Source organism: Mesorhizobium sp. B3-1-8 (assembly GCF_006439495.1).
Taxonomy (GTDB): Bacteria; Pseudomonadota; Alphaproteobacteria; order Rhizobiales; family Rhizobiaceae; genus Mesorhizobium.
The window spans coordinates 61,686-85,448 of the sequence record NZ_VFTK01000005.1 but is presented as its reverse complement, the minus strand read 5'-3'; the positions used below and the strand labels follow the sequence as shown (position 1 = coordinate 85,448).

At 65.5% G+C, this 23,763-nt stretch carries 18 protein-coding genes; 6 read left to right on the top strand and 12 right to left on the bottom strand.

Annotated elements, in window-relative coordinates; genetic code table 11:
* Positions 1-121: 121 nt before the first annotated feature.
* From FJ424_RS06385 to FJ424_RS06375, 3 genes are all read right to left on the bottom strand, one after another.
* The gene (locus tag FJ424_RS06385) at positions 122-2,005 is read right to left on the bottom strand and encodes an ABC transporter ATP-binding protein/permease (protein ID WP_140651744.1); all 1,884 of its coding nucleotides are present in this window, start codon (positions 2,003-2,005) and stop codon (positions 122-124) included.
* Positions 2,005-2,340: a metalloregulator ArsR/SmtB family transcription factor gene (locus FJ424_RS06380; RefSeq protein WP_140651743.1), complete on the bottom strand. Its 336-nt coding sequence runs from the start codon at positions 2,338-2,340 to the stop codon at positions 2,005-2,007. The genes FJ424_RS06385 and FJ424_RS06380 overlap by 1 nt, the downstream gene beginning before the upstream one ends.
* 132 nt (positions 2,341-2,472) lie before the next feature.
* Positions 2,473-3,963: a LysM peptidoglycan-binding domain-containing protein gene (locus tag FJ424_RS06375; RefSeq protein ID WP_140651740.1), complete on the bottom strand. Its 1,491-nt coding sequence runs from the start codon at positions 3,961-3,963 to the stop codon at positions 2,473-2,475.
* Positions 3,964-4,083: 120 nt separating this feature from the next.
* Between FJ424_RS06375 and FJ424_RS06370 the strand changes: the two genes are divergently transcribed.
* Positions 4,084-4,695: a TIGR00730 family Rossman fold protein gene (locus tag FJ424_RS06370; RefSeq protein ID WP_140651738.1), complete on the top strand. Its 612-nt coding sequence runs from the start codon at positions 4,084-4,086 to the stop codon at positions 4,693-4,695.
* 52 nt (positions 4,696-4,747) lie between these two features.
* Here FJ424_RS06370 and FJ424_RS06365 read toward each other — a convergent pair whose 3' ends face one another.
* Positions 4,748-5,638 (bottom strand): LysR family transcriptional regulator, encoded by an 891-nt coding sequence (locus FJ424_RS06365; protein ID WP_140651736.1) that lies wholly within the window; start codon positions 5,636-5,638, stop codon positions 4,748-4,750.
* Between the two features lie 117 nt (positions 5,639-5,755).
* Here FJ424_RS06365 and FJ424_RS06360 point away from each other — a divergent pair, with 117 nt between their 5' ends.
* Positions 5,756-6,046 (top strand): muconolactone Delta-isomerase family protein, encoded by a 291-nt coding sequence (locus FJ424_RS06360; RefSeq protein WP_140651735.1) that lies wholly within the window; start codon positions 5,756-5,758, stop codon positions 6,044-6,046.
* Between the two features lie 39 nt (positions 6,047-6,085).
* Here FJ424_RS06360 and FJ424_RS06355 read toward each other — a convergent pair whose 3' ends face one another.
* A complete protein-coding gene (locus FJ424_RS06355) occupies positions 6,086-6,460 on the bottom strand; it encodes a hypothetical protein (protein WP_140651733.1) in 375 nt (124 codons plus the stop codon).
* 181 nt (positions 6,461-6,641) lie between these two features.
* Between FJ424_RS06355 and FJ424_RS06350 the strand changes: the two genes are divergently transcribed.
* The gene (locus tag FJ424_RS06350; protein ID WP_140651732.1) at positions 6,642-7,412 is read left to right on the top strand and encodes a pyrroline-5-carboxylate reductase; all 771 of its coding nucleotides are present in this window, start codon (positions 6,642-6,644) and stop codon (positions 7,410-7,412) included.
* Between the two features lie 6 nt (positions 7,413-7,418).
* Here FJ424_RS06350 and FJ424_RS06345 read toward each other — a convergent pair whose 3' ends face one another.
* From FJ424_RS06345 to FJ424_RS06325, 5 genes are all read right to left on the bottom strand, one after another.
* Positions 7,419-10,637, bottom strand: a complete 3,219-nt coding sequence (locus FJ424_RS06345) for an efflux RND transporter permease subunit (protein ID WP_140651730.1) — start codon at positions 10,635-10,637, stop codon at positions 7,419-7,421.
* Positions 10,634-13,735 carry a multidrug efflux RND transporter permease subunit gene (locus tag FJ424_RS06340; protein WP_140651941.1) on the bottom strand — a complete coding sequence of 1,034 codons (3,102 nt, stop codon included), beginning with the start codon at positions 13,733-13,735 and terminating at the stop codon, positions 10,634-10,636. Before FJ424_RS06340 ends, FJ424_RS06345 begins: the two co-directional genes overlap by 4 nt.
* Positions 13,736-13,764: 29 nt before the next feature.
* Complete coding sequence (locus FJ424_RS06335) at positions 13,765-15,282, bottom strand: efflux RND transporter periplasmic adaptor subunit (RefSeq protein ID WP_246677160.1); 1,518 nt, start codon at positions 15,280-15,282, stop codon at positions 13,765-13,767.
* A 617-nt stretch (positions 15,283-15,899) separates the two neighbouring features.
* Positions 15,900-17,318, bottom strand: a complete 1,419-nt coding sequence (locus FJ424_RS06330) for an FAD-binding oxidoreductase (RefSeq protein ID WP_140651727.1) — start codon at positions 17,316-17,318, stop codon at positions 15,900-15,902.
* A gap of 12 nt (positions 17,319-17,330) precedes the next feature.
* On the bottom strand, positions 17,331-17,684 hold the full coding sequence (locus FJ424_RS06325; protein ID WP_140651725.1) for a hypothetical protein: 354 nt from the start codon (positions 17,682-17,684) through the stop codon (positions 17,331-17,333).
* A gap of 83 nt (positions 17,685-17,767) precedes the next feature.
* Between FJ424_RS06325 and FJ424_RS06320 the strand changes: the two genes are divergently transcribed.
* The 3 genes from FJ424_RS06320 to FJ424_RS06310 all read left to right on the top strand — a co-directional run bounded on the left by FJ424_RS06320 (position 17,768) and on the right by FJ424_RS06310 (position 21,360).
* Complete coding sequence (locus tag FJ424_RS06320; RefSeq protein WP_140651724.1) at positions 17,768-18,808, top strand: 2OG-Fe(II) oxygenase family protein; 1,041 nt, start codon at positions 17,768-17,770, stop codon at positions 18,806-18,808.
* A 27-nt stretch (positions 18,809-18,835) separates the two neighbouring features.
* Entirely contained in the window at positions 18,836-20,476 is a 1,641-nt protein-coding gene (locus tag FJ424_RS06315) for an ABC transporter substrate-binding protein (RefSeq protein WP_140651722.1), read from the top strand.
* Between the two features lie 101 nt (positions 20,477-20,577).
* A complete protein-coding gene (locus FJ424_RS06310; RefSeq protein WP_140651720.1) occupies positions 20,578-21,360 on the top strand; it encodes a glucose 1-dehydrogenase in 783 nt (260 codons plus the stop codon).
* 308 nt (positions 21,361-21,668) lie between these two features.
* Here the strand turns inward: FJ424_RS06310 and FJ424_RS06305 are convergent, their stop codons facing one another.
* Together FJ424_RS06305 and FJ424_RS06300 are read right to left on the bottom strand one after the other, a co-directional pair.
* On the bottom strand, positions 21,669-22,676 hold the full coding sequence (locus FJ424_RS06305) for a sugar-binding protein (RefSeq protein WP_140644436.1): 1,008 nt from the start codon (positions 22,674-22,676) through the stop codon (positions 21,669-21,671).
* A gap of 72 nt (positions 22,677-22,748) precedes the next feature.
* Positions 22,749-23,753 (bottom strand): ABC transporter permease, encoded by a 1,005-nt coding sequence (locus FJ424_RS06300; protein ID WP_140651718.1) that lies wholly within the window; start codon positions 23,751-23,753, stop codon positions 22,749-22,751.
* Between the last annotated feature and the right edge of the window lie 10 nt (positions 23,754-23,763).

Below are 23,763 nucleotides of genomic sequence, written 5' to 3'. Positions count from 1 at the left end.
TCCATCTCCGTTTGGAAGGGTTGCTTGGCAGGAGGCTCGGAGACGGTTTGCAAGCTCAAGGTAAGTTGAGGTCAAGGGGAATTTGGCCCTTCCTTCTCCCTTGCGGGAGAAGGAAGAGGCTTCAGCCAACCTCCGAAGTCCTCCTGCGCACAATCACCCCAAGCTCGTCGCTCTCGCGGGCGATGCGCAGGCGCTCCTCGGCTTCGGTCGCTTCGCGCTGGCGGTCCCACATCGAGGCGTAGAGGCCGTGCTTGGCCAGCAGCGCCGCATGGGTGCCGCGCTCGGCGATCTGGCCGTCCTTGAGCACGATGATCTCGTCGGCCGAGACCACCGTCGACAGCCGGTGGGCAATGACGATGGTGGTGCGGCCCTTGCTGACCTGGTCCAACGCTGCCTGGATTTCCTGCTCGGTGTGACTGTCCAGCGCCGAGGTCGCCTCGTCCAGCATCAGGATCAGCGGCGCCTTGAGGATGGTGCGGGCGATCGCGACGCGCTGCTTCTCGCCGCCCGACAGTTTAAGCCCACGCTCGCCGACCATCGCGCGATAGCCTTCGGGCAGCTTGTCGATGAACGGCCCGATCTGGGCGAGCTCGGCCGCCTTGCGCACTTCCTCCTCGCTGGCGCCGACGCGACCGTAGCGGATGTTGTAGGCGATGGTGTCGTTGAAGAGCACAGTGTCCTGCGGCACCATGCCGAGCACGGCGCGCAGGCTCTCCTGCGTGACGTCGCGGATGTCCTGGCCGTCGATCAGCACCTGGCCGCCCTGCACGTCGTAGAAGCGGAACAAAAGCCTGGAAATGGTCGACTTGCCGGCCCCGGACGGGCCGACGATCGCCACCGTCTTGCCGGCCGGCACGTCGAAGGAGACGCCCTTCAGGATCTTGCGGTTGGGATCATAGGAGAAATGCACGTCGCGGAACTCGACCTTGCCGGGGCCGACCTTCAAAGGCTTCGCATCCGGCTTGTCGACGATTTCCTGCGGCACGTCGAGCAGGTCGAACATGTGCTCGATGTCGGTCAACCCTTGCCGGATCTCGCGGTAGATGAAGCCGATGAAGTTGAGCGGCACCGAAAGCTGGATCAGCATGGCGTTGATGAAGACGAAATCGCCGACCGTCTGCCTGCCGGCCTGCACCTCCAGCGCCGACATGCACATGACGATGACGGTGCCCAGACCGAAGATGACGCCCTGGCCGAAGTTCAGCCAGCCGAGCGAGGTCCAGGTTTTCGTCGCGGCGATCTCGTAGCGCGCCATCGAGCGGTCGAAACGCTCGGCCTCCATGCGTTCATTGGTGAAATATTTGACCGTCTCGAAGTTAAGAAGCGAGTCGATCGCCTTGGTGTTGGCGTCGGTGTCGCTGTCGTTCATGTCGCGGCGGATCGAGATGCGCCAGTCGCTGGCCTTGACGGTGAACCAGACATAGAAGCTGACGGTGAGCGCCACCACGGCCACATATTTCCAGCCGTAGGTGAAGGCGAAGATGCCGGCGGTCAGCGCGAATTCGAGGATCGTCGGCGCCGTGTTCAGCATGATGAAGCGCACGATCGTCTCGATGCCCTTGGTGCCGCGCTCGATGATGCGCGACAGGCCGCCGGTGCGGCGCTCGAGATGGAAGCGCAGCGACAGCTGGTGCATGTGGACGAAGGTGCGGAAGGCGAGCTGGCGCACCGCATACTGGCCGACCCGGGCAAAGAGCGCGTCGCGCAGCTGGTTGAAGCCGAGCTGGATCAGGCGCAGGACGTTGTACGCAATGACCAGCGCCACCGGCGCCAGCAAAAAGGACGGCAGCGGCGGCGGCGTCTTCGAGGCGTGGGCCAGCGCGTCGGTCGCCCATTTGAAGAAATAGGGGCCGGCGACCAGCGTCAGCTTGGCGACGACCAGAAGCAGCGTCGCCCAGGTGACGCGGGCTCTGAGATCGGCGCGCTCGGCCGGCCACATATAGGGCCACAGATTACGCAGCGTGGTGAGGGTGCCGGCTTCGGCGGATACGGTCTTTTCGGCCACTAGTCTTGCCTTTTGGGTAAACCGCTGGGGCAGCAGAAGTTGACGAGTCGGGTGAGCGAGGCCGAGACGCCCTCAAGCGCGGCGTGGTCGACGGCATAGCGCGAGCGCTGGCGGTCGGCCTCGAAGCGGACCAGCCCCGCCTCGACCAGCACCTTCAGATGTTGCGAAACGGTCGACTGGGCGAGGTCGAAATGGTCGACCACCTCACGGCACGAGCAGCAGCGGCTGGCCGAAAGGCGCTTCAGGATCTCGATGCGCGCCGGATGCGAGAGCGCTGCCAGGCGGAGCGCCATGGCGTGGCTGTCGCTGCAGCGGATTTCGGAGGATTCGGCCATCGTCCATCGGCGATAGACGATGAAGGGGAATGGGGCAAGCTGGACGGATGGGTAGATTTGAGGTGCTGGCGGGACAGCACCCCCCTCTGCCCTGCCGGGCATCCCCCCGCAAGGGGGAGATCAGCTAATCGCCTACTCCGTCTTCGTCTGGGTAGTCATCTGCTCGCCCATGGCCTTCATGTCGGCGGCCTCGCCTTCCTTCGAAGTCGAAGGCACCTTGAACACCTGGCCCGGCCAGATGCGATCGGGATCGCGGATCTGGTCCTTGTTGGCCAGATAGATCGTCGAGAAGCGAGTGCCATGGCCGTAGACGCGGCGCGAGATGCGCCAGAGCGTGTCGTTGCGGCGGATGATGACGGAGCCGTCGGCATGTTCGAGCTTCGGCGCGACCGTTTCGGGCACGTCGGTCGAGGGCGTCGCCTCGGCAACCTTGGCAGCAGCCCCGGCGGCCGGGGCGGGCTTGGCCGCTTCGGCCGTTGCTGTCTCGGTCGTGGTTTCGGCGGTCTTGGTCTCGGCCGGCTTGGCCTGCGCCGGCTTTGTCTCGCTTGGGGCGACGGCGGCGACCGACTCGCCGGGCTCGCGCTCGAAGGGGACGGCAGCGCGGGCGACGACCTTGACGCCATCATTGTCCAAGCCATCGACATGGATGGTGTAGCTGCCGACCGGAATGTCGCGCGTCGCTTCGATCAGGAAATGCCCGTCGGCCGAAGTCTTGGCGTCGCCGAGCAGGATGGCGTCGGCATAGGCGCGCACCTTGCGGCCGGGATCGGCCGTGCCGGCGACGAAGATCTTGCTGCCGTCGATCTCGACCGCTTCGACGGCGATCTTGGGCTCTGCCGCGGCGGCCACAGCCGGCGCGGTCGCCGGAGCCTGGTCGGTGGCGGCGGGCGCGGTCGGCGCCGTGCTGGACGCGGTCGGTGCCGGAGCCTGCTCCGTGGGCGCCGCCGCCTGATCGCTAGCGGCCGGCGCCGCCGGCTTGGTCTCGGCCTCAGGAACGGTGATCAACTGCGAGGCCTTGCCCGGCTCCTCGACCATGGCCAGCACCTGGCCGGTCGGGCTCTGCGGCACTGAGACAACGGCGGTCTGGGCCGAGGCGACGGTCGTGCCGCCAACCGTCTGGCGCAGGGTGATCGTATAGTCGCCCGGCTTCAGCGGATCGTCGAGCACGATGGCGAAGGCGCCGTCGGGACCGGAATCGGTCGAGCCGAGCACCGTGCCCTCATTCAAAATCTCGACCTTGGCTTTGGGCGCTGCGCTGCCGGCGACGACGATCGAGCCATTGCCCTCGACGCGCACGACATCGAAGGTCGGCAGCGTCGGACCGGCGGCGGCGGGCGCCTGGGCGGCCGACGCCATGGCGTTGTTGGCCGGCGCCATCTTATTGGCGGGCGCCATCGTGTTCGCCGGAGCCATTGTGTTTGAAGGAGCCTGGGGCACACGCGCCTCTGTGCTCGTGCTCGAGGATTCAGCCGGTTTCGCAGCGGTCTGCGGCAGCGTCGCGACCTGCGCCGGCTTCTGGTTGTTGATATAAGGGTCGAGCGCGCCCGAGCCGTAGGCGACCGCCGCGACGGCGACAACGCCGCCCGCCGCGAACAAAAACGCCTTAGAAGGATTGATAGCCATAATTCCGTATTGCCCCCTTAGCCACCTAACGCCCGGTCTAGCCTGTTTTCCCGAGTCCGACAAGAAAAAGCCCGTCCGCGGGCTTGACCCGGCCAACCGTCCCCATCACCAATCATCGCCATGAACACGATTCGATCCGTCTGCGTCTATTGCGGCTCGTCTCCGGGCCGCGACGAGGCCTATATCAAGGCCGGCCACACGCTTGGCCGCTCGCTTGCCAAATCCGGGTTGCGCCTCATCTATGGCGGCGGCACCAAGGGCATCATGGGCGCTGTCGCCGACGGCGCGCTCAAGGCCGGCGGCAAGGTCACCGGCATCATCCCGCGCTTCCTGATCAACAAGGAGGCGACCGAGACCGCGCTCGACAAGCTCGACGAACTCTTGATCACCGACAACATGCACGAGCGCAAGCACAGCATGTTCGAAAAATCCGACGCCTTTGTGGCGCTGCCGGGCGGCATCGGCACGGTGGAGGAGATCGTCGAGATCATGACCTGGGCGCAACTCGGCCATCACCGCAAGCCGATCGTCTTTGCCAACGTCAAGGGTTTCTGGGACCCTATGCTGGCGCTGATCGAGCACATGGCGGCCGAAGGCTTCATCCACACCGCGCAGCGGGTAAAACCGCTGGTTGTCGACGACCCGGATGCGATCGTCGCCGCCATCATGGTGGCCGGATCGTCGGTCGACGCGCCGACGGAAGGCGTGCGGTCGTTGATAGACAAGATGTAGGCAGTAGGGAATAGGCAATAGGCAATAGGCAATAGGCAATAGGAAAGCATGCCTACTGCCTACTGCCTACTGCTCTCCTCAAATCCCCAATCACCGCCCGCCGGTCATTCCGCCGCCAGGCGAGGTGGATCGAAACGCTGCGTTTGAACCACGGCAGGTCGCGGAAGACGACGCCCGGGGGTGTCGTGCTTCGCAGGCTTTGCTGGACCGTGGCGAGGCCGAGGCCGGCGCTGACCAGGCCGAGCGAGGTCAAGGGATCGGCCGTCTCATAGGCGATATCGGGCATGAAGCCGGATTCGGCGCAGGCCGCCAGGAACTGCGCGCGGTTGGTGTCGCCAGGCTGGCGCACGACAGTGATCCAGACGCGGCCGTCGAGCTGGCTAGGTTGGATGTCGGCGACATCGGCGAGCGGATCACCCTCCGGCATTGCCAGCACCAGCGGCTCGCGCCGCACCAGCATGCTTTCAAGATCGGGGTCGCCTTCCGGCGCTGGCGAATAGACGAAGCCGAGGTCGAGCGCGCGCTGGCGCAGATCCTCGAACTGCGCCGCTGTCCGCCGGCTGCGCAATTGCAGATGGAAATCCGGCCGCTCTCTGCGAAAATCCCGCAGCATCGCGGCGACCAGCCCGGAATGCACCGCGCCCTCGACATAGCCGATGGCGAGGCTGCCGGTCGCGCCGCTGGCGAGGTTGCGGCCGAGCTCTTCCAGCCGCGCCGCATTGGCAAGCAAGGCGCGGGCCTCGGCAAGGAAGGCCCTGCCCTCGGCGTTGAGATGGACGCGCTGCTTCGCCCGCTCGAACAGGGTGACGCCGAGTTGCTCCTCGAGCTGGATGATCTGCCGGCTCAAGGGCGATTGCGAAATGTGCAATTGTGCGGCGGCGCGGCCGACATTGCCAGCCTCGGCGACGGCGACGAAGTATCTGATCTGGCGCAGGTCGAGCATTTTTCGCCTTCAACGGTCAAGACCTTTTCAGTCTCAACTATAGCCTAATCAGTCTTGGACAGTCTGGCCAGCCAGCGCGATACCTGCCGGCATCAACTTGCCACAAAGGAGACCGCCATGCAGTTCTTTGCCCTGCTCACCCGCAACACCGAAAAGTTCAGCGACGCCGATTTCGCTCCGCTGCTGCCGCCCGAATCCGAGCAACGCAAGACGCTCTACGCGCAAGGCGCCGTGCGCCAGATCTGGAACCGCGGCGACATTCCCGGCACCGGCATCATGTTCGAGGCGATCGACGACGCCGAAGTGCGCGGCCACCTTGCCACGCTGCCACTGATCGAGGCTGGCATGATGGACATCGCCGCCGTTGTGCCGCTCAACCCCTATCCGGGCTTTGGACCGAAGCGGTGAGCCGAGCCCGTCAATGAGGTTGCCGCAGTTGCGGCAGCCTCAAGGCCAGGCGTCCTTCATCGCGTTCACCGACAGCCATGCCATCGCGGGGAGTGCGACGAGCAGCCCCAGCCGCAGCCCCGCGGATCGCGCCTGATCGGGTTCCTGACGCTGAAGTCGGCGCCAGATCTGGAATGCCGCGGCGAGAACGAGCAGCGCATAAAAGCCGGCGAGCACCCACAGGGCTGCCTGACCGGATATCGCAATGCCGTTATTATCGAGCACCTTGCCGATCAGCATGACCGGCCCGGCGACGAAGAAGGCAATGGCGATGCCGAACAGGAAGCCGATCAGGGCGCCCGGGAACGATGTCGCCGACAGTGCCACGAGCACCGCCATCAGGATGAGCAGAGTGATGAACGCGCGCTGGCTCACGGTCACATTCCCCGATCGAACGCGGCGGAATGTATCAGTCCGGCCTTAATCGCGGGTAACAGCCCAGGCCCATCTTCAAGGCGCGGTCCGGCCGCGGGCATGGCCGGAACGTCGCCTCCCCTTGCCGGCAACGGGACCGTCGCTATTGTCGGCGGCAATCCGAAACAGGACGAAAACTTCCATGAGACTTGGCTTTGTCGGCACGGGCGCGTTGAGCTCGGCCATCGTCACCGGGCTGAAATCGCTGCCGGGGGAGACGACGCCGGTGATGGTCTCGCCGCGCAACGAGGCGATCGCCGCGGAGCTTGCCCAGCGCTTCCCGGATGTACGCATCGCCGCCGACAACCAGGCCGTGCTCGACCAGTGCGACACCGTCATGCTGGCGGTGCGGCCGCAGATCGCGCGCGAAGTGCTGAAGGAACTGCGGTTCCGGCCGGACCATCATGTCGTCAGCCTGATCGCCACGATATCACGCGATGAGATCGCCGCGCTGGTGGCGCCGGCTGCGCATGTCGGCAAGGCGCTGCCGATGCCGATGATCGCCCGCCTGCAAGGCGCCACGCTTGTTTGCCCGCCGGACCCGGTCGTGGCGGCGTTCTTCGGCCGACTGGGCGGCGTGATCGAAGTCGAGGACCAAAGCGAATTCGATGCGCTGAGCGTCGTCACCGCGACCTATGCCAGCTATTTTAAATATCTCGACACGATCCACACCTGGGTGCGCGGCCAGAGTGTGCCGGGCGACAAGGCCCGCGACTACATTACCAGCATCTACAAGGCGCTGGCCAACGCGCCGGATACGGCGCCGGACGAAGATTTCATGCATCTTGCGCAGGACTATGCGACGCGCGGCGGCATCAACGAGCAGGTGCTGCGCGAACTGACCGAGCGGGGCACGTTCGAGGCCTTCGCGGAGAGCCTCGGTCGCGTGCACCGGCGCATCACCGGCGAGTGATCGGGGTCACTCCGCCGGCGCGTGTCGCAGCGATGGCTTCCTCGCGCTGAGACGGTCGAGATAGAGATAGACGACCGGCGTCGTGTAGAGCGTCAGCAACTGCGAGACAATGAGGCCGCCGACGATCGCCGCGCCGAGCGGCTGGCGCAGTTCCGCGCCCGTGCCGGTCTCGATCGCCAGCGGCAAGGCGCCGAGCAGCGCCGCGAAGGTCGTCATCATGATCGGCCGGAAGCGCTGCACGCTCGCCTTGTGGATGGCCTCGCGGGACGAGAGCCCTTCCAGCCGCTCTGCTTGCAAGGCCATGTCGATCATCATGATGGCGTTCTTCTTGACGATGCCGATCAACAGGATGATGCCGATCAGCGAGATCACGTCGAACTCCATGCCGGTGACGATGAGCGCCAAGAGCGCGCCGATGCCGGCCGAAGGCAGCGTCGACAGGATGGTGATCGGGTGGACGTAGCTTTCATAGAGCACGCCGAGCACGACATAGATCGTGGCAAGCGCGGCTGCGATCAAAAGCAATTCGTTGAGCAGGTTGGCGCGGAAGGCGAGCGCTGTGCCGGCCAAGGAGCCATGGATCGTGACCGGCATCTTCAGCTCGGCCATGGCGCGGTCGATCGCGGCCGAGGCGTCGCCGAGCGTCGCGCCGTCGGCGAGATTGAACGAAATGGTCGTGGCGACGAAATGGCCCTGGTGGTTGACCGATAAAGGCATGGTCGCCGGTCCATAGGTGCTGAAGGCGGCCAATGGCACCATTTTTTCGGCCGAGGTGCTGACCGCCGCGCCGCTCGAGGCGCTGCCATGGCCGGTGACGGCAATGGCGTTGGTCGCCTGGTTCCGCAGCGAGCCCGTCAGGCTGCCGGCCAGCGCGTTGGTCTGCTGCGTGCCGCTGGCCGCGGCGCCCGAGGTGCTGACATAGATGCCGTTCAGCGCGCTCGGATCCTGCAGATAGCGCGGCGCCACCTCCATGACGACATGATACTGGTTGCGGGCGTTGAAGATGGTCGACACCTGGCGCTGGCCGAAGGCATCGTAGAGCGTGGCGTCGATACTGGCCGGGGTCAGGCCGAGACGCGCAGCGCTCTCGCGATCGACCGTGATGTTGGTTTCGAGCCCGGCCTCGTCGCGGTCGGAGTTGACGTCGGTGAGCTCCGGCGACTGCTTGAGGAGATTGACCAGCTTCGGCGTCCATTCGTCGAGATCAGCGGTGGTGTCGGCCTGCAGCGTGTACTGGTAGGTCGCAAGGCTCTGGCGGCCGCCGACCCTGATCTCCTGGCGCGGATTGAGGAAGAGCTGCGCGCCGGGCAACTGCCCGAGTTGCGCGCGCAGCCGGGTCAGCACCATTTGCAGCGGCGCCCGCTCGCCCTTCGGCTTCAGCGCGACCTGGACGAAGCCGGAATTGGTCTGCCGGCCGCCGATATAGCCGACCACGTTCTCGACCGCCGGGTCGCTCTTGAGGATCGATTCCAGCCGCTCGAATTTCTGGCGCATCAGCTGGAAGGAGATAGCCTGGTCGGCGCGCAGGCCGCCCATCAGCTCGCCGGTGTCCTGCTGCGGGAAGAAGCCCTTCGGCACCACCGTATAGAGATAGACGTTGAAGACGATGGCCGCGAGAAGCACCACCAGCATGATTTCCGAATTGTCGAGCGACCAGGCCAGCGAGCGGCCATAGAAGGCGCGGACGCGTTCGAAGACGCCTTCGCCGAAGCGGGCAAGGATCGAGCGTCCGGTCGACGGGCTCGCGCCCGGACGCAGGAAATGCGCGCACATCATCGGCGTCACCGTCAGCGACAGGACGAGCGAAATCGCGATCGAGAGCGACAGCGTCAGGGCGAATTCCTGGAACAGGCGGCCGAGTATGCCGCCCATCAACAGGATCGGCAGGAAGACGGCGACCAGCGAGGCGCTCATCGACAGCACCGTGAAGCCGACTTCCCTGGCGCCGACCAGCGCCGCCCTGCCGCGCGGCATGCCGTCCTCGATGTGGCGCGTGATGTTTTCCAGCACCACGATGGCATCGTCGACGACAAAGCCGGTGGCGATTGTGAGCGCCATCAGCGACAGATTGTCGAGCGTGAAGCCGAGCAGGTACATGGCGCCGAAAGTGCCGAGGATCGAGACGACCAGCGCGACGCTCGGGATCAGCGCCGCGCGCCAGTCGCGCAGGAAGCAGAACACCACGAGGATAACCAACAGCACCGCCAGCACCAGCGTCAGCTCGGTGTCGTGCAGCGAACCGCGAATGGTGGTCGAGCCGTCGGTGGCGATGCCGAGCCGCGCGTCGGCCGGCACGGAGGCCTGCAGCGTCGGGATCAGGGCGCGGACGCGGTCGACGGTCTCGATGATGTTGGCGTTGGGCTCGCGGTAGAGCACCAGAAGCACCGCCGGCTCGCCATTGGCCAGACCGAGATTGCGCACGTCCTCGACGGAATCCTCGACATCGGCGATGTCGCGCAGCCTGACCGCCGCATTGTTGCGCCAGGCAATCACCAGATCGCGAAAATCGGCGGCATGGCTCGCCTGGTCGTTGGTGTAGAGCTGGTAGCGCAGCGCGCCGTCTTCCTCGAAACCTTTCGGGCTGCGCGCGTTGGCCGAGGCAAGGGCGGCGCGCACATCCTCCAGGCCGATGCCGTAGTGGAACAGCGCGCCGGGATTGAGCTCGACGCGCACCGCCGGCAGCGACGAGCCGCCGAGGTCGACATTGCCGATGCCCTCGACCTGCGACAGGCGCTGCTGCAGCACGGTCGCGGCGGCATCGTAGAGCTGGCCGGGCGTCAGCGTGCGCGAGGTCAGCGCCAGGATCATTACGGGCGAGTCGGCGGGATTGTATTTGCGGTAGGTCGGGTTGCTGCGCAGGTCGGACGGCAGGTCGGCGCGCGCGGCGTTGATGGCGGCCTGGACGTCGCGCGCCGCGCCGTTGATGTCGCGGTCGAGGTCGAATTGCAGCACGACATTGGTCGAGCCGGTGCCGGAGCGCGAGGTCATCTCGGAGACGCCGGCGATCTGGCCGAGATGGCGCTCCAGCGGCGCCGCGACATCGGTCGCCATCGTGTCGGGGCTCGCGCCCGCCATCGAGGCCTGCACCGAGATGGTGGGGAAATCGACCTTGGGCAAAGGTGCCACGGGCAAATTGAAATAGGCGATCAGCCCGGCGGCGGCGAGGCCGATCGCGAGCAGCGTCGTGGCGACCGGCCGCGCGATGAACGGGGCCGAGAGGTTCACGGCGCGGACCCGCCGGCGGAGGCTTCGACGACGCCGGCGCCGCGCCGCGTCAGCCGGTCGAAGGCAAGATAGATGACCGGCGTGGTGAACAGCGTCAGCACCTGGCTGACGATAAGGCCGCCGACGATGGTGATGCCGAGCGGCTGGTGCAATTCCGAGCCGGCCAGGCCGCCGACCAGAAGCGGCAGCGCGCCGAAGAGCGCGGCGAACGTCGTCATCAGGATCGGGCGTAGCCTGAGCAGGCACGCCTCGTAGATCGCCTCGCGCGGATCGAGCCCCTGCAGCCGCTCTGCCTGCAGCGCGAAGTCGATCATCATGATGGCGTTCTTCTTGACGATGCCGACGAGCAGCACGATGCCGATGATGCCGATGACATCGAGGTCATGGCCGGCGAGCATCAGCGCGACCAGCGCGCCGACGGTTGCCGAGGGCAGCGTGGACAGAATGGTCAGCGGATGGATGAAGCTTTCGTAGAGCACGCCGAGCACGACATAGACCGTCGAGACCGCCGCCAGCACCAGAAGCAATTCGTTGGACAGCGAGCTCTGCAGCGCAAGGGCCGCGCCCTGGAAGCCGGTCGTCAGGCCTGCGGGCGGCCGCATGTCCTTCTCGGCGGCGGTGATCGCCGCGGTGGCATCACCGAGCGAAACGCCGGGGGCAAGGTTGAACGAAATGGTCGCGGCCGGGAATTGCGCCAGGTGGTTCACCAGCAGCGGCGCCTGCCGGACATTGATGCTGGCGATCGCCGACAGCGGCACCTGGCCGGCGCCCGAGGACGGCAAATAGATCGAGCCCAGCGAGGCCGGCGTCTGGCCGACCGATGGATCGGCTTCGAGGATGACGCGGTATTCGTTCGACTGGGTGAAGATGGTGGAGATGATGCGCTGGCCGAAGGCGTCGTAAAGCGCATTGTCGACCGTTGCCGGCGTGATGCCGAAGCGCGCCGCCGTGGCGCGGTCGATGGTGACGTCGACGGCAAGCCCGCTCTGCTGGCTGTCGCTGGCGACATCGGCGAGTTCGGGAAGCGCCGTGAGCCTGTCGGTTAGCTTGGTCGTCCATGCCGCCAGCTCGACCGGATCGGAATCCTGCAGCACATACTGGTATTGCGAAGCGCTGATCGTGGAATCGACCGTCAGGTCCTGCACCGGCTGCATGTGCAGCGCTATCCCGGTGACTTGGGCCGTCTCCTGCGTCAGCCGGCGGATGATGGCGCCGGCGTCGTCAGTGCGCTCGTCGCGCGGTTTCAGATTGATCAGCATGTGGCCGCTGTTGGCGGTCATGTTCTGGCCGTCGACGCCGATGAAGGACGACAGGCTGGCGACATCGGGATCCTTCAGGATGGCGTCGGCCAGCGCCTGCTGGTGCGCCGCCATGTCGGCATAGGAAGCCGAGCCCGCCGCTTCGGTGATGGCCGAGATGGCGCCGGTATCCTGCACCGGGAAGAAGCCCTTCGGGATGGCGATGTAGAGATAGACGGTGAGCGCCAGCGTTGCGACCGCGACCAGCAGCGTCAGCGCCTGGCGGTCGAGCACCCAGCGCAGCGCAGCGCCATAGCCATTGGCGACCGCGTGGAAGGCGCCCTCGCTCCAGCGCGACAGCGCGCCCGGCCTGCGCTCGGCCGGCGGCTTCAACAGCCTGGCGCAGAGCATCGGCACCAAGGTCAGCGAGACGATGGCCGAAATGACGATGGCGATGGCTAGAGTGATGGCGAATTCGTGGAACAGGCGGCCGACGACGTCGCCCATGAACAGAAGCGGGATCAGCACCGCGATCAGCGAGACGGTGAGCGAGATGATGGTGAAGCCGATCTGGGCCGAGCCTTCGAGCGCGGCGGTCACCGGATCGTCGCCATGCTCGATGAAGCGCGAGATGTTCTCGATCATGACGATGGCGTCGTCGATGACGAATCCGGACGCGATGGTGAGCGCCATCAAGGACAGATTGTCGAGACTGAAGCCCCACAGATACATCACCGCGAAAGTGCCGACCAAGGAGAGCGGCACCGACAGGCTGGGGATGATCGTCGCCGGGATGTTGCGCAGGAACAGGAAGGTGACGAGGACGACCAGCAGCGCCGCCATCGCCAGCTCGAACTGGACGTCGTCGACCGAGGCGCGGATGGTGGTGGTGCGGTCGGTCAGCGGCTCGACGCTGAGCGCCGCCGGCAGGCCGGCGCGCAATTGCGGCAGCAGCGCCTTCACGCCGTCGACGACGCGGATGACATTGGCGCCCGGCTGGCGCTGGATGTTGAGGATGATTGCCGGCGTGCGGTTTTCCCAGGCGCCCAGCCTGGAATTCTCGGGGCCTTCGATGATGTCGGCCACCTCGCCCAGCCGCACCGGCGCGCCGTTGCGATAGGCGATCACCATGTCGGCATAGGTCTTGGGATCGGCGACCTGGTCGTTGGCGTTGATGGTGTAGGAGCGCGCCGGCCCGTCGAAGCTGCCCTTCGGCGTGTTGACGTTGAGCGTGCCGATGGTGGTGCGCAGATCGTCGATATTGAGGCCCATGGCGGCCAGCGCCTTGAGCTTCACCTGCACGCGCACGGCCGGCCGCTCGCCGCCGGAGATGCTGACCAGGCCGACGCCGGGAAGCTGCGATATCTTCTGCGCCAGCCGGGTCTCGGCATAGTTCTCGACTTGCGTCAGCGGCAGCGTCTTCGAGGTGATCGCCAGCGTCAGGATCGGCGCGTCGGCCGGGTTGACCTTGGCGTAGATCGGCGGCGCCGGCAGGTCGGCGGGCAGAAGATTGCCCGACGCGTTGATCGCCGCCTGCACCTCCTGCTCGGCGATGTCGAGGCTGAGGTCGAGGCTGAAGCGCAGCGTGATGACCGAGGCGCCGGCGGAAGAGCCCGACGACATCTGCTCCAGCCCAGGCATCTGGCCGAACTGGCGCTCCAGCGGTGCCGTGACCGAGGTCGTCATCACCTCGGGGCTGGCGCCGGGATAGAAGGTCTGAACCTGGATCGTCGGATAGTCGACCTCGGGCAAAGCCGAGAGCGGCAGGAACATGTATGCGATCATGCCGACGATCAGGATGGTCGCCATGATAAGCGTGGTGGCCACCGGCCGCAGGATGAACGGCCGCGACGGGTTCAACCAGCCGGAGACGAGGCCGCTCGGCGTGCTCATTGGCCCTGGCCGCTGTCGCCGCCATTGTCGCCGCTGCCGGCATTGGCGCCGCCGTCGCGGCGATGGTGGCGGTGATGCTTACGGCCGGAAGCATCGCCCGATGCGTCCGCGCCCTCGCCTGCCCGGCCGCCCTGGCCATTGGTGGCCGCGGCGGCGTTGCCGGAATTGGCGGGCGTGTTGCCGGAGCTGGCCGGCGGCGTGCCGGCAGCCGGGCTGCTCGCCCCAGTTGCTTGCGGCTGCGCGGGCGCGGCGCCGGCGGCCGGCGCTGTTCCCGAGGCTGGCACGGCATTGTCGGGCACGGTGACCTTGGCCCCGTCCTTCAGCCGGTCGACGCCGTCGACCACGACCTTGGCGCCTGGCGCCAGGCCGGAGAGCAGCTGCGTGACGGTGGCGTTGCCCGGGCCGAGCATAACGGTCTTCACCGAGACGGTGCTGTCGTCGTTGAGCTGGTAGACGAAAGTGCCTGGCGCGCCGTGCTGGATGGCCGCGTTGGGCAGCACGCTGACGCCGGTCAGGGTGCGCACAAGCAGATGCACGTTGACGAACTGGTTGGGATAGAGCACGCCATCGGTGTTGGGGAAGACGGCGCGCAGCTTCACCGTGCCGGTGGTCGGATCGATCTGGTTGTCGATCGTCTGCAGCGCGCCTTCGGCGATCTCTTTGGTGCCGTTGCGGTCGAACAAGGTGGCTTTGAGCCCGGCATTGCCATGCGTCTGTTCCAGCACTTGCGCCAGGCTGTCCTCTGGCAGCGAGAACAGAACCGAGATCGGCTGCATCTGAGCGATCACCGCGATGCCAGTGGCGTCGCCCGGCGTGACGTAATTGCCCTGGTCGATGAGGCGCAGTCCGATGCGGCCGTCGGCGGGCGCGGTGATATGGCTGTTGGCGATGTTGACCTGCACGGCCTCGATCTGCGCCTGGTCGGACATCACCGTGCCCTCGTCGGACTGCACCGTCGCGCGCTGCAGGTCGACCGCCTGCTGGGTTATGGCGCTGGAGGTGAGCTTCAGGTCGCGGTCGAGGTCGAGCTTGGCATCGGCAAGCAGCGCCTGGTCATGCTCCAGCTGGCCCTGCCATTGATGCAGCGAGGCGTTCAGCGTGCGGTCGTCGATCTGAGCGAGGAAATCGCCCCTCTTCACGTTCTGGCCCTCGGTGAAGCCGATCTGGGTGATCTGGCCGCTGACCTGCGCGCGAACCGTCACGGTCGAGAGCGGGGTGACGGTGCCCAGCGCCTCGAGCACGATCGGAATATCGGCCTGCGCCACGGGCGCAACGGCAACCGGCTGCGCAAGATCGCCGCCGCGGAAACGGCCGCCACGGTGGCCGCCTTGCTGCTGAACCTGAACAGGATGCAGCCAGAACGCGACCCCGGCCGCCGCAACGACCAAGAGCAGCGCGACGATCCAGCCGCGCCGCGAGCGGCGCGCGACCGGCGGCCGGACCTCGGCCAGCGGCTCGCTCGGGGGCGCGGGCACATTGCGGCGCTTGCGCCTGCTGACGACTTCGTCGTCCACTTCTCTCACCTGTCCTTCGAGCCGCATCCAGTAAGGTCCGCCGCGCAGAGCCGCTCGTCGAACCGTCGCCGATCGCGCCGTCAGACATGCCCAAGGCAGGTACAATGGCGCGATCCTATTCGAAGCATAGGCGCGCGGATTTTATCGTGCAATTCCGGCAGACATTAAATTCCTGTAAGAAATTGAATGGGTTAGAGCCATAAATCAGCTTCGTCTCCGCGAGAAAAAGCGGCAATTTTCAAGGACGAAATTGGAGGCTTCTCATCGCCTTTAGACAAATGGCCACAAGGTCTTAGGAGGTCAGCACAAACAGCTGACGGCGGCGCGCTGCTGCGGCGTAGCGGCTTCATGACCAACTGCGGATCCGCCGAGACGATTCTCGCGAAGGTGTGAATATCTGCCAGCCGCGAGCGTACGAAACGCGGGCGAGGAACCAAGATCGCGCATTAGCGTTGCCTCACATAGCAACATTTTGGAGATCGTCATGCTGCGAGGCGGATTGCTTTGGCTTATCGGGATACCTTTGCCCGTCATCCTTATTCTTTGGCTGCTCGGTTACTTGCACTAGCAGCGTAACCTGCCTGCGCGGCACAAGTCGCGCAGGCGCCAAAACCAGTTTATCTGCGATCCTTCATCCGCCGGCGAGGCAAGGCCTCGATCTCTTCGGCCGACAAATGCTTCACCTCGTTCCAGAAACGCGATTTCGCCGAGTTGAGCAGGCCGCCCGGGTCGAGCCGCTTCTTCCACGCCAGATGTTTGAAATCCGGCTTCATGCTGCCGCCTTCGACATAGGGAACATGCGGGTTTGAAGTGCCCAGTCCATGCGCTTCATAGATGGCTGTGATTTCCGTCAGGCGCGCGTCGTCGGTGTAGCGCAGGATCGGCAGGTCGAAGGCGACCAGCCGGTCGTCGAGCAGCGCGAATTCGTGATGCATCAGCACCTCGTCGCCGAAGATTTCCTGCAGCGGCTCTATCAGGCCGCTATCGAGCGGCGCAGGACAAGTCACCTGCAGGTTGGTGACAGTGCGGTCCTGCTTCAGCACCTGCAGCGTGGTGTGGTTGTAGGAAAATTCGGAGAGCGCCGGCAGGCCGGAGGCAGCAATGCCATCCGCGTCGAGGTCGATCTCGACCGTGCCGCCATGGTCGCGCAGCACATCGCGAACCGCCGCCGCATCCGGCTCGGCGACGATGACGATGGCGAGATTGCGCCGGCGCCTTGCGAGTTCCCCGAGCTTGGTTATCGAAGCCGCGATGCGGCCGTCTATCGTTGTCAGCAGCTTGAGGTTCAGCGAGCGCGCGTTGCCGAGCGCGATGCCGGCCTCGAAGGCCTGCCGATAGGTGTCGAACGAGGCGATGATGTTGCGCCAGCGCGGCGACGCGATGGTGCCGAGCGTCACCTCGGTGATGACGCCGTTCAGCCCCCAGGCATGATGGATAGCGAGGATTTCGGGGCCGGTGAAGACGTGGCGCCGCGGTAGCTTCTCCATCGACAGCACCGTGATCGCCTGGATGTTCTTGCCATCGCGCAGCATGCCGTGGCGGATCGAACCGATGCCGCCGGAGCCGCCGGCGATGAAGCCGCCAATGGTGGCAATGGCTTCGGTCGAGGGCACGATCGGCAGCTCGCGACCGTGGCGCCCGAGTGCGGCGTTGATATCGCCGATGCGGGCGCCGGCCTCGGCGCGCACCGTGTCGGAACCGATTTCCAGCAAGCGCGAGATGCCGGTCATGTCGACGATCAGCCCGCCATCCACCGGCACCGCCTGGCCGTAATTGCCGGTGCCTCCGCCCCGGACGACGACAGGTACCCGCCATTCGGCGGCCACCGCCAGGCAGCGCGCCAGTTCGTCCAGCGTAACCGGCGCGGCGACGAGATCGCCGAAACAGGACGACAATTCACGGCTGAGGATCGGGCTATACCAGAAGAAATCGCGCGAGCGCTTCTTCACGATCGAGGGCGTGTCGAACGTCTCGATGCCGCCTAGCGCTCGGGCAAAGGCCTTCCAGTCGATGTCGTTCTTACCTGAGATGGACATGAGCGCCCTCGCCTAACGTTGGTTCGCAGCGAAACGAACACGTGCCAATGGGCGTCCGCGAAAATCACAGTTGGTTGGATCGATACGGCTTTCGTCGAGCATCTCGCTTCTCCGCTGGGTCGCGCTGCGACCTGTCGAATTGCGGCTCGTTCCCTTGAAAGCCCTGTGCCATGGGGTGGCGCGACTGTCGTTCAGGCCGGACGGTCTGTCAACCGCCAGCCCACGCTTGACAAAGCTGCCTGCCTGTTGGACGTTTCTTCCCACCATGGCACCGGGTTCGAGCCGCTTTTCTCCGACCGGCAAGGCGTCGGAACGAAACGGATCGCGATGCCAGGCAATCCAGAAATCCTTCCAGACAATGAGCAAGGGCCGCGCCTCATGGCGTGCTCGCGCCTGTCGGCGGATTCGACTGCGGCACGCCCAGTCCCAAGCATCGCAAGGATCATGAGATGAGCGACGACACCACCGGGGGCATCCCCGCCATCAACATCGCGCCGCTGTTCGGCCCGCCGTCGCCTGCCCGCGACGAAGCAGACCGCCAGATCTTCACTGCTGCCTCCGGCATCGGCTTCATGACCGCGCGCGGCTTTCCGGGCGCGGAGCTTTTGACGCGCGAGCGGCGCGGCGAGTTGCTGAAGATCTTCGACTTGCCGGACGCGGAAAAGCAGAAGCTGCTGCGCTGGAATTTCGATCCGTCGAAATCGAACTATTATCGCGGCTGGTTCCCGCTGCAGCCGACCGCAGTGTCCTACAAGGAAGGCATCGACATGGGGCCGGACATCGCGCATGCCGACGCCGAATTCACGGCCGACGATCCGCTGCTCGAACGCACGCCGCTGCCGGCCGAGAACGATGTTCCAGGATGGAAGGCGGCGGCAGCGCATTACTACCGCTCGATGGAAAAGGTCGGCGCGGCGCTGATGGCCTCGATCGCGCGCAGCCTCGGGCTCGAGGACGACATTTTCGACGGCCATTTCCAGGGCGGCATCTCGACGCTCAGGCTGATCTGTTATCCGCTGCGCACCGAGGATGGCGCGGTCGACCTGTCGAAGCCTGAATATTCGGTCATGCACAAGGGCGAACGGCGGCTGGTCATCGGCCGCGAGCATGCCGATTCCGGCTTCGTCACGCTGCTGGCGCAGGACGGCGTCGAAGGCCTGCAGGCCAGGAACCATGCCGGCGAGTGGATCGACGTGCCGCCCGCAGACGGCACGCTGGCGGTGAATTTCGGGCAGTTGCTGGAGCGCTGGACAGGCGGTGTGGTGCAGGCGACGCGCCACCGGGTGATCGCGCCGAAGACGGCGCGCTACTCCATCCCCTTCTTCTACGAGCCGCGCGTCGACGCCGAGATCGCGCCGCTGCCGATCAAGGGCGCCAGCGATTTCGCGCCGTTCCTCTACGGCGACTATCTGTGGGAGTCGGCGACCAACTTCGTCGAAATGGCCGGCGTCAAGACTTTGCGGAAGCCAAGGCGGGCGGCGGCCGCCTGAGCGCACCAACCAACAGGGGACCAAACAATGAGCACCGAAACGCGCAAATTGCCATCCATCCTCGGCGGATGGGAGGCCGCGGTGAGACAAGGCAGGGTCGATCGTCGCGAGTTCCTGGCGGTGGCCAGCGCGCTCGGCGCCTCCACCGCAGCGGCCTATGCGATGGCGGGCCTTGCCGCACCGACCGAGGCACGAGCCGACGAGCCGAAGCGCGGCGGCGTGCTGAAAGTTGCGATGCTGGTGCCGGGGCTGAAGGATCCGCGCACGTTCGATTCCTCCGATCTCGGCAATATCGGCCGGCAGTTCCTCGAGCCGCTGGTGCGCTACACGGAAACCTTCACCTTCAAGCCGATGCTTGCCGAGCGCTGGGAGGTGAACGACGACGCCACCCGCTACACGCTCTATCTGCGCAAGGACGCGACCTGGAACAATGGCGATGCCTTCAGCGCCGACGACGTGATCTTCAACTTCAACCGCTGGTGCGATACCGCGGCCGCCGGCAATTCGATGGCGCGGCGCTTTGCCGGCCTCACCGAGGGCGACAGCGGCAAGCTGCGCGCCGACGCCATCGAGAAGGTCGACGACCACACGGTCGTGCTCAACCTCTCGGCGCCGGACGTGACGGTGATCCCCAATCTCGCCGATTATCCGGCGCTGCTCGTGCATCGCGATTTCGACGCCAGCGGCGGCGATCTCGCCAAGCATCCGATCGGCACCGGCGCCTTCGAATTGGTATCGCTCGATGTCGGCCAGCGCGCGGTGTTCAAGCGCCGCGCCAACGGCAAATGGTGGGGCGGCGAAGCGCTGCTCGACGGCATCGAGATGATCGATTACGGCGTCGATCCCAACGCGCTGGTCAGCGCCTTCGAGGCCGGCGAGGTGCATACCAATCTCGACAGCAATGGCGACTTCATCGCGGTGTTCGACGGCATGGGCCTGACCAAGAGCGAGATCCTGTCGGCCTCGACGGTGGTCGCCCGCGCCAATGCGACGACCGCGCCCTATACGGACGAGCGCGTGCGGCGCGCATTGCAGCTTGCCGTCGACAATTCGGTGGTGCTGAAACTCGGCTTGGCCGGCGCCGGCGAAGTGGGCGAGAACCACCATGTCTGCCGCATCCATCCCGAATATGCGGAGCTGCCGCCGATCAAGCGCGATCTCGACGAGGCCAAGCGCCTGATGACCGAGGCCGGCCAGATGGGCTACGAGCACGAGCTGTTCTCGATCGACGACGACTACCGCAAGAACACCGCCGACGCGATCGCTTCGCAGTTGCGCGAAGCCGGCTTCAAGGTGAAGCGCACGGTGCTGCCGGCCTCGACCTACTGGAACGGCTGGGCGAAATTCGCCTATTCGACCACCAACTGGGCGATGCGCCCGCTGGGCGTGCAGGTGCTGGCTCTCGCCTACCGCACGGGCGAGGCGTGGAACGAGAGCGGCTTCGCCTCGAAGGAATTCGACGCCAAGCTCGACGAGGCGCTGAAGACCGCCGATGTCGAGAAGCGCAAGGCGGTGATGAAGGACGTCGAGACGATCCTGCAGCGGTCCGGCGTGATCATCCAGCCCTATTGGATGAAGCTTTATTGCCACTCGGCCAAGCAGGTGATGAACCGCCACGCACATCCGACATACGAATTGGACTTCACCGACGTGTGGCTCGCCGCTTGAGGCAGGCCGCAAAGGCGTGACCATGCTGGCCGACGCCTTGCGCTTGCTTGAGCTGTTGGGCAGGGTGACAATGCCCGTCGACACATCGATGAAGGTGCAAATTGCGTTCGACTGATTATCTCGGCCGTCTCTTCGGCCTCGAAGGCAGGCATGCCTTCATCACCGGCGCCAGCCGCGGGCTGGGCCTCGCCTTCGCGGAGGCGCTGGCCGCCGCCGGCGCGCGCGTCACCATAGGCGGCCGCAAGGCCGACGAGCTCAAAGCTGCCGGCGACAGGCTACGCGGCAACGGCTACACGGTCGCGGAGTCATTGATCGACGTCACCGACACGCAGTCGGTCGATGCGGCGATTGCGGCGAGCGAAGCCGGCACCGGGCCGATCGACATCCTGGTCAACAATGCCGGCATCCAGCGCCGCGCGCCGCTCGAGACTTTTTCCGATGCCGACTGGGACGCGCTGATGGCGACCAATCTCGACGGCGTCTTCAAGGTGAGCCGCGCCGCGGTGAAAGGTATGATCCAACGCCGCAAGGGCGTGATCATCAACGTGTCGTCGGTGCAGAGCGCGCTCGCCCGGCCCTCGATCGCGCCTTACGCGGCCAGCAAGGGGGCGATCACCATGCTGACCAAGTCGATGGCCGGCGAATGGGGCGAGCACGGCGTGCGCGTCAACGCCATCGCGCCGGGCTATTTCAAGACCGAGCTGAATGCCGCACTGGTCGCCGACGAGAAATTCTCCACCTGGCTCACCGGCCGCACGCCGATGCGGCGCTGGGGCGATGTCGAGGAACTGGCGGGCGCCGCGGTGTTCCTGGCGTCGGACGCCGCGAGTTTTGTCACTGGACAGACGCTGCTGGTGGATGGCGGGATCACGAGCGTGCTTTGATCGCCGCTTCCGCCGCATGGCGATGCAGGAAATTCGGCAAGGCGACGGCCACGGCATCGAGGCGTCGATGTTCACCGCGTCCTCGATGGTCTCGGCAATCGCCGGAATCCCGAATTCGGCGGCGAGCTCGCCGGCTGTCTTTTTGTTGCGGCCATAGATCGCCGCCACGTCGACCCTGGCATCGCCGAGCAATGCGGGCAGATGGGCACGCCGCACGATCATTCCGGTGCCGAGGACGGCAAGCCTGAGCTTCTTCACCGCGCCATCCTGTAAAGGGCCGGCGGGATTCCCGCCGGCCCGTCTAAAGATCAGTTCTTGCCGCAGGTATCGGCCATGTCGGGCGTGCACTTTACGAAGCCGGTGTCGATATAGGGCGGCACCGTCTTGCCCTGCTTCAGGTCATGCAGGGCCTCGATCGACTTGTAGCCCATATTGTACGGGCTCTGGCCGACAAGGTAGTGGGCAAGCCCATCCTTGAGCAGCGGCAGTTGGGGCGCGAAGGCGTCGCCGAAGGAGATGACGAGGTCCTTGGAATCGACGCGGTCCTTCACCCGCCCGACCGCCTGCCGGTAGGCCGACGGCGCATATTGCGCCCAGCCGCCGACGGCGACGAAAGCGTCGAGCTTGGGATTGGCGACCAGCACGTCGTTCATCTGCTGGGCGGCGAGGCTGATGTTGTCATTGTTGTAGATCGGGCAGCCGTCGACCTCGGTCCAGCCGTTCTCGCCGGCAAGGCGCTTCACCGGCTTGTCCTTGGAAACGTTGGCCAGCGTGTCGCGAATGCCCTGGACGCGCAGGTCGAGATTGAGCGAGCCGGCCGTGCCGGTCTGGATGCAGACCGTGCCGCCCTTCGGCTTGTATTCGACGACCTTCTTGGCCAGCTCGACGCCGAAATTGTAATTGTCGGTGCCGATGAAGGTCGAGCGCAGGCCGGCGTCTTCCTGCAGCAGATCGCCGTCGAAGGTCACGATCGGGATGCCGGCCGCCTTTGCCTTTTCCAGCAGCCTGGCCACGGATTTCGGATTGGTGGCGGACACCGCGATGCCGTCGACGCCCTTGGTCAGCACGTCGTTGATGACCTGAAGCTGCTGAGCCTCGTTCACCTCCGACGGGCCGATATAGTAGCATTCGACGCCGAGGTCCTTGGCGGCCTTCTCGCAGCCGTCCTTGACCGGGGCGCTGAAGACGTCGTTCACCGTCTTGACGATCACCGCATAGGTCTCGGCCGAAGCCGGCGCCGCGTTGATGCCCGCGGCGAATGCCGCCGCGATCACGGTCGCGCCCATTCGGGCGGTCAGTCTGTCGATACTTCTCATGGTTTTCTCCTCTCTGATGTTATGTGCACGAAAGTGCGCGAACCTTGAACAGGCCACCTGTCCGGACAGGTTCTAGGCGCGGCTGGAGCGGAACCGTTCAAGCAGTACCGCGAACAGGATGAAGAGGCCGACGAAGGTGCCCTGCCAGAACGGGTTCACGCCGGCGAGCAACAGGGCGTTGCGGATCACTTCGATCAGCACCGAGCCGATGACGGCGCCGAAGGACGTGCCGAAGCCGCCGAGCAGGTTGGCGCCGCCGATGACGGTCGCGGCGATGACCTGCAGCTCCTGGCCCTGGCCGAGCGCGTTGGTGGCGGCGCCCATCCAGCCGACGAGGAAGATCGCCGTCATGCCGGTCATGGCGCCGAGCAGCGCGTAGGTCGAAACCTTGACGCGATCGACCGGGATGCCGGAAAGACGCGCGGCATTTTCATTGCCGCCGATGGCGCGCACGTAGCGGCCCCATCTGGTCATCGACAGCAGCCACTGCATGACGACGGCCGAAACGATCACCGCCCACAGCACGTTCGGCACGCCGAGGAAGGAGCCGCTGCCAAGCGCCAGCAGCGTGTCGCCGGCGCGGCCGAAATCGTAGACGACCTGGTTGTTGGTGACGACCAGCGTCTGCGAACGCACGAGGCTCATCATGCCGAGCGTGACGATGAAGGGCGGCAGCTTCAGGTACGAAACCAGCGCCCCATTGACGATGCCTACGAAGGCGCCGACGAGAAGCACGAACAACACGACGACGGCGAAAGGGTAGCCGCTGGCGCAGAACAGGCCGAGCAGCACGCCGGTCAGGCCCAGCGTGGAGCCGACGGAGATGTCGATGCCGCCGGTCATGATCACCGGCGTCATGCCGATCGCCATAAGCGCGGTGAAGCAGAAATTCTGCAGTATGTTGGCCATGTTGGCGCCGGTGAGGAAGCGCGGCGCGATCATGCCCACCACGGCGCCGATGATCAGCACCGCGATGACGATCCAGAATTCTTGGCTGCGCAGCATCTCGCCGAGCTTGCTGCGTTCCGACAGGTTGAAGACCGAATCCAGGTTGCTGGCGTCCGGAGACTTGTTCATTCCATCCTCC

What these genes read in the sequence shown, in the direction of transcription:
- FJ424_RS06380 (WP_140651743.1), bottom strand. Translation starts at nt 2,340, where the DNA reads ATGGCCGAATCCTCCGAAATCCGCTGCAGCGACAGCCACGCCATGGCG.
- FJ424_RS06375 (WP_140651740.1), bottom strand. Translation starts at nt 3,963, where the DNA reads ATGGCTATCAATCCTTCTAAGGCGTTTTTGTTCGCGGCGGGCGGCGTT.
- FJ424_RS06370 (WP_140651738.1), top strand. Translation starts at nt 4,084, where the DNA reads ATGAACACGATTCGATCCGTCTGCGTCTATTGCGGCTCGTCTCCGGGC.
- FJ424_RS06365 (WP_140651736.1), bottom strand. Translation starts at nt 5,638, where the DNA reads ATGCTCGACCTGCGCCAGATCAGATACTTCGTCGCCGTCGCCGAGGCT.
- FJ424_RS06360 (WP_140651735.1), top strand. Translation starts at nt 5,756, where the DNA reads ATGCAGTTCTTTGCCCTGCTCACCCGCAACACCGAAAAGTTCAGCGAC.
- FJ424_RS06350 (WP_140651732.1), top strand. Translation starts at nt 6,642, where the DNA reads ATGAGACTTGGCTTTGTCGGCACGGGCGCGTTGAGCTCGGCCATCGTC.
- FJ424_RS06330 (WP_140651727.1), bottom strand. Translation starts at nt 17,318, where the DNA reads ATGTCCATCTCAGGTAAGAACGACATCGACTGGAAGGCCTTTGCCCGA.
- FJ424_RS06320 (WP_140651724.1), top strand. Translation starts at nt 17,768, where the DNA reads ATGAGCGACGACACCACCGGGGGCATCCCCGCCATCAACATCGCGCCG.
- FJ424_RS06315 (WP_140651722.1), top strand. Translation starts at nt 18,836, where the DNA reads ATGAGCACCGAAACGCGCAAATTGCCATCCATCCTCGGCGGATGGGAG.
- FJ424_RS06305 (WP_140644436.1), bottom strand. Translation starts at nt 22,676, where the DNA reads ATGAGAAGTATCGACAGACTGACCGCCCGAATGGGCGCGACCGTGATC.
- FJ424_RS06300 (WP_140651718.1), bottom strand. Translation starts at nt 23,753, where the DNA reads ATGAACAAGTCTCCGGACGCCAGCAACCTGGATTCGGTCTTCAACCTG.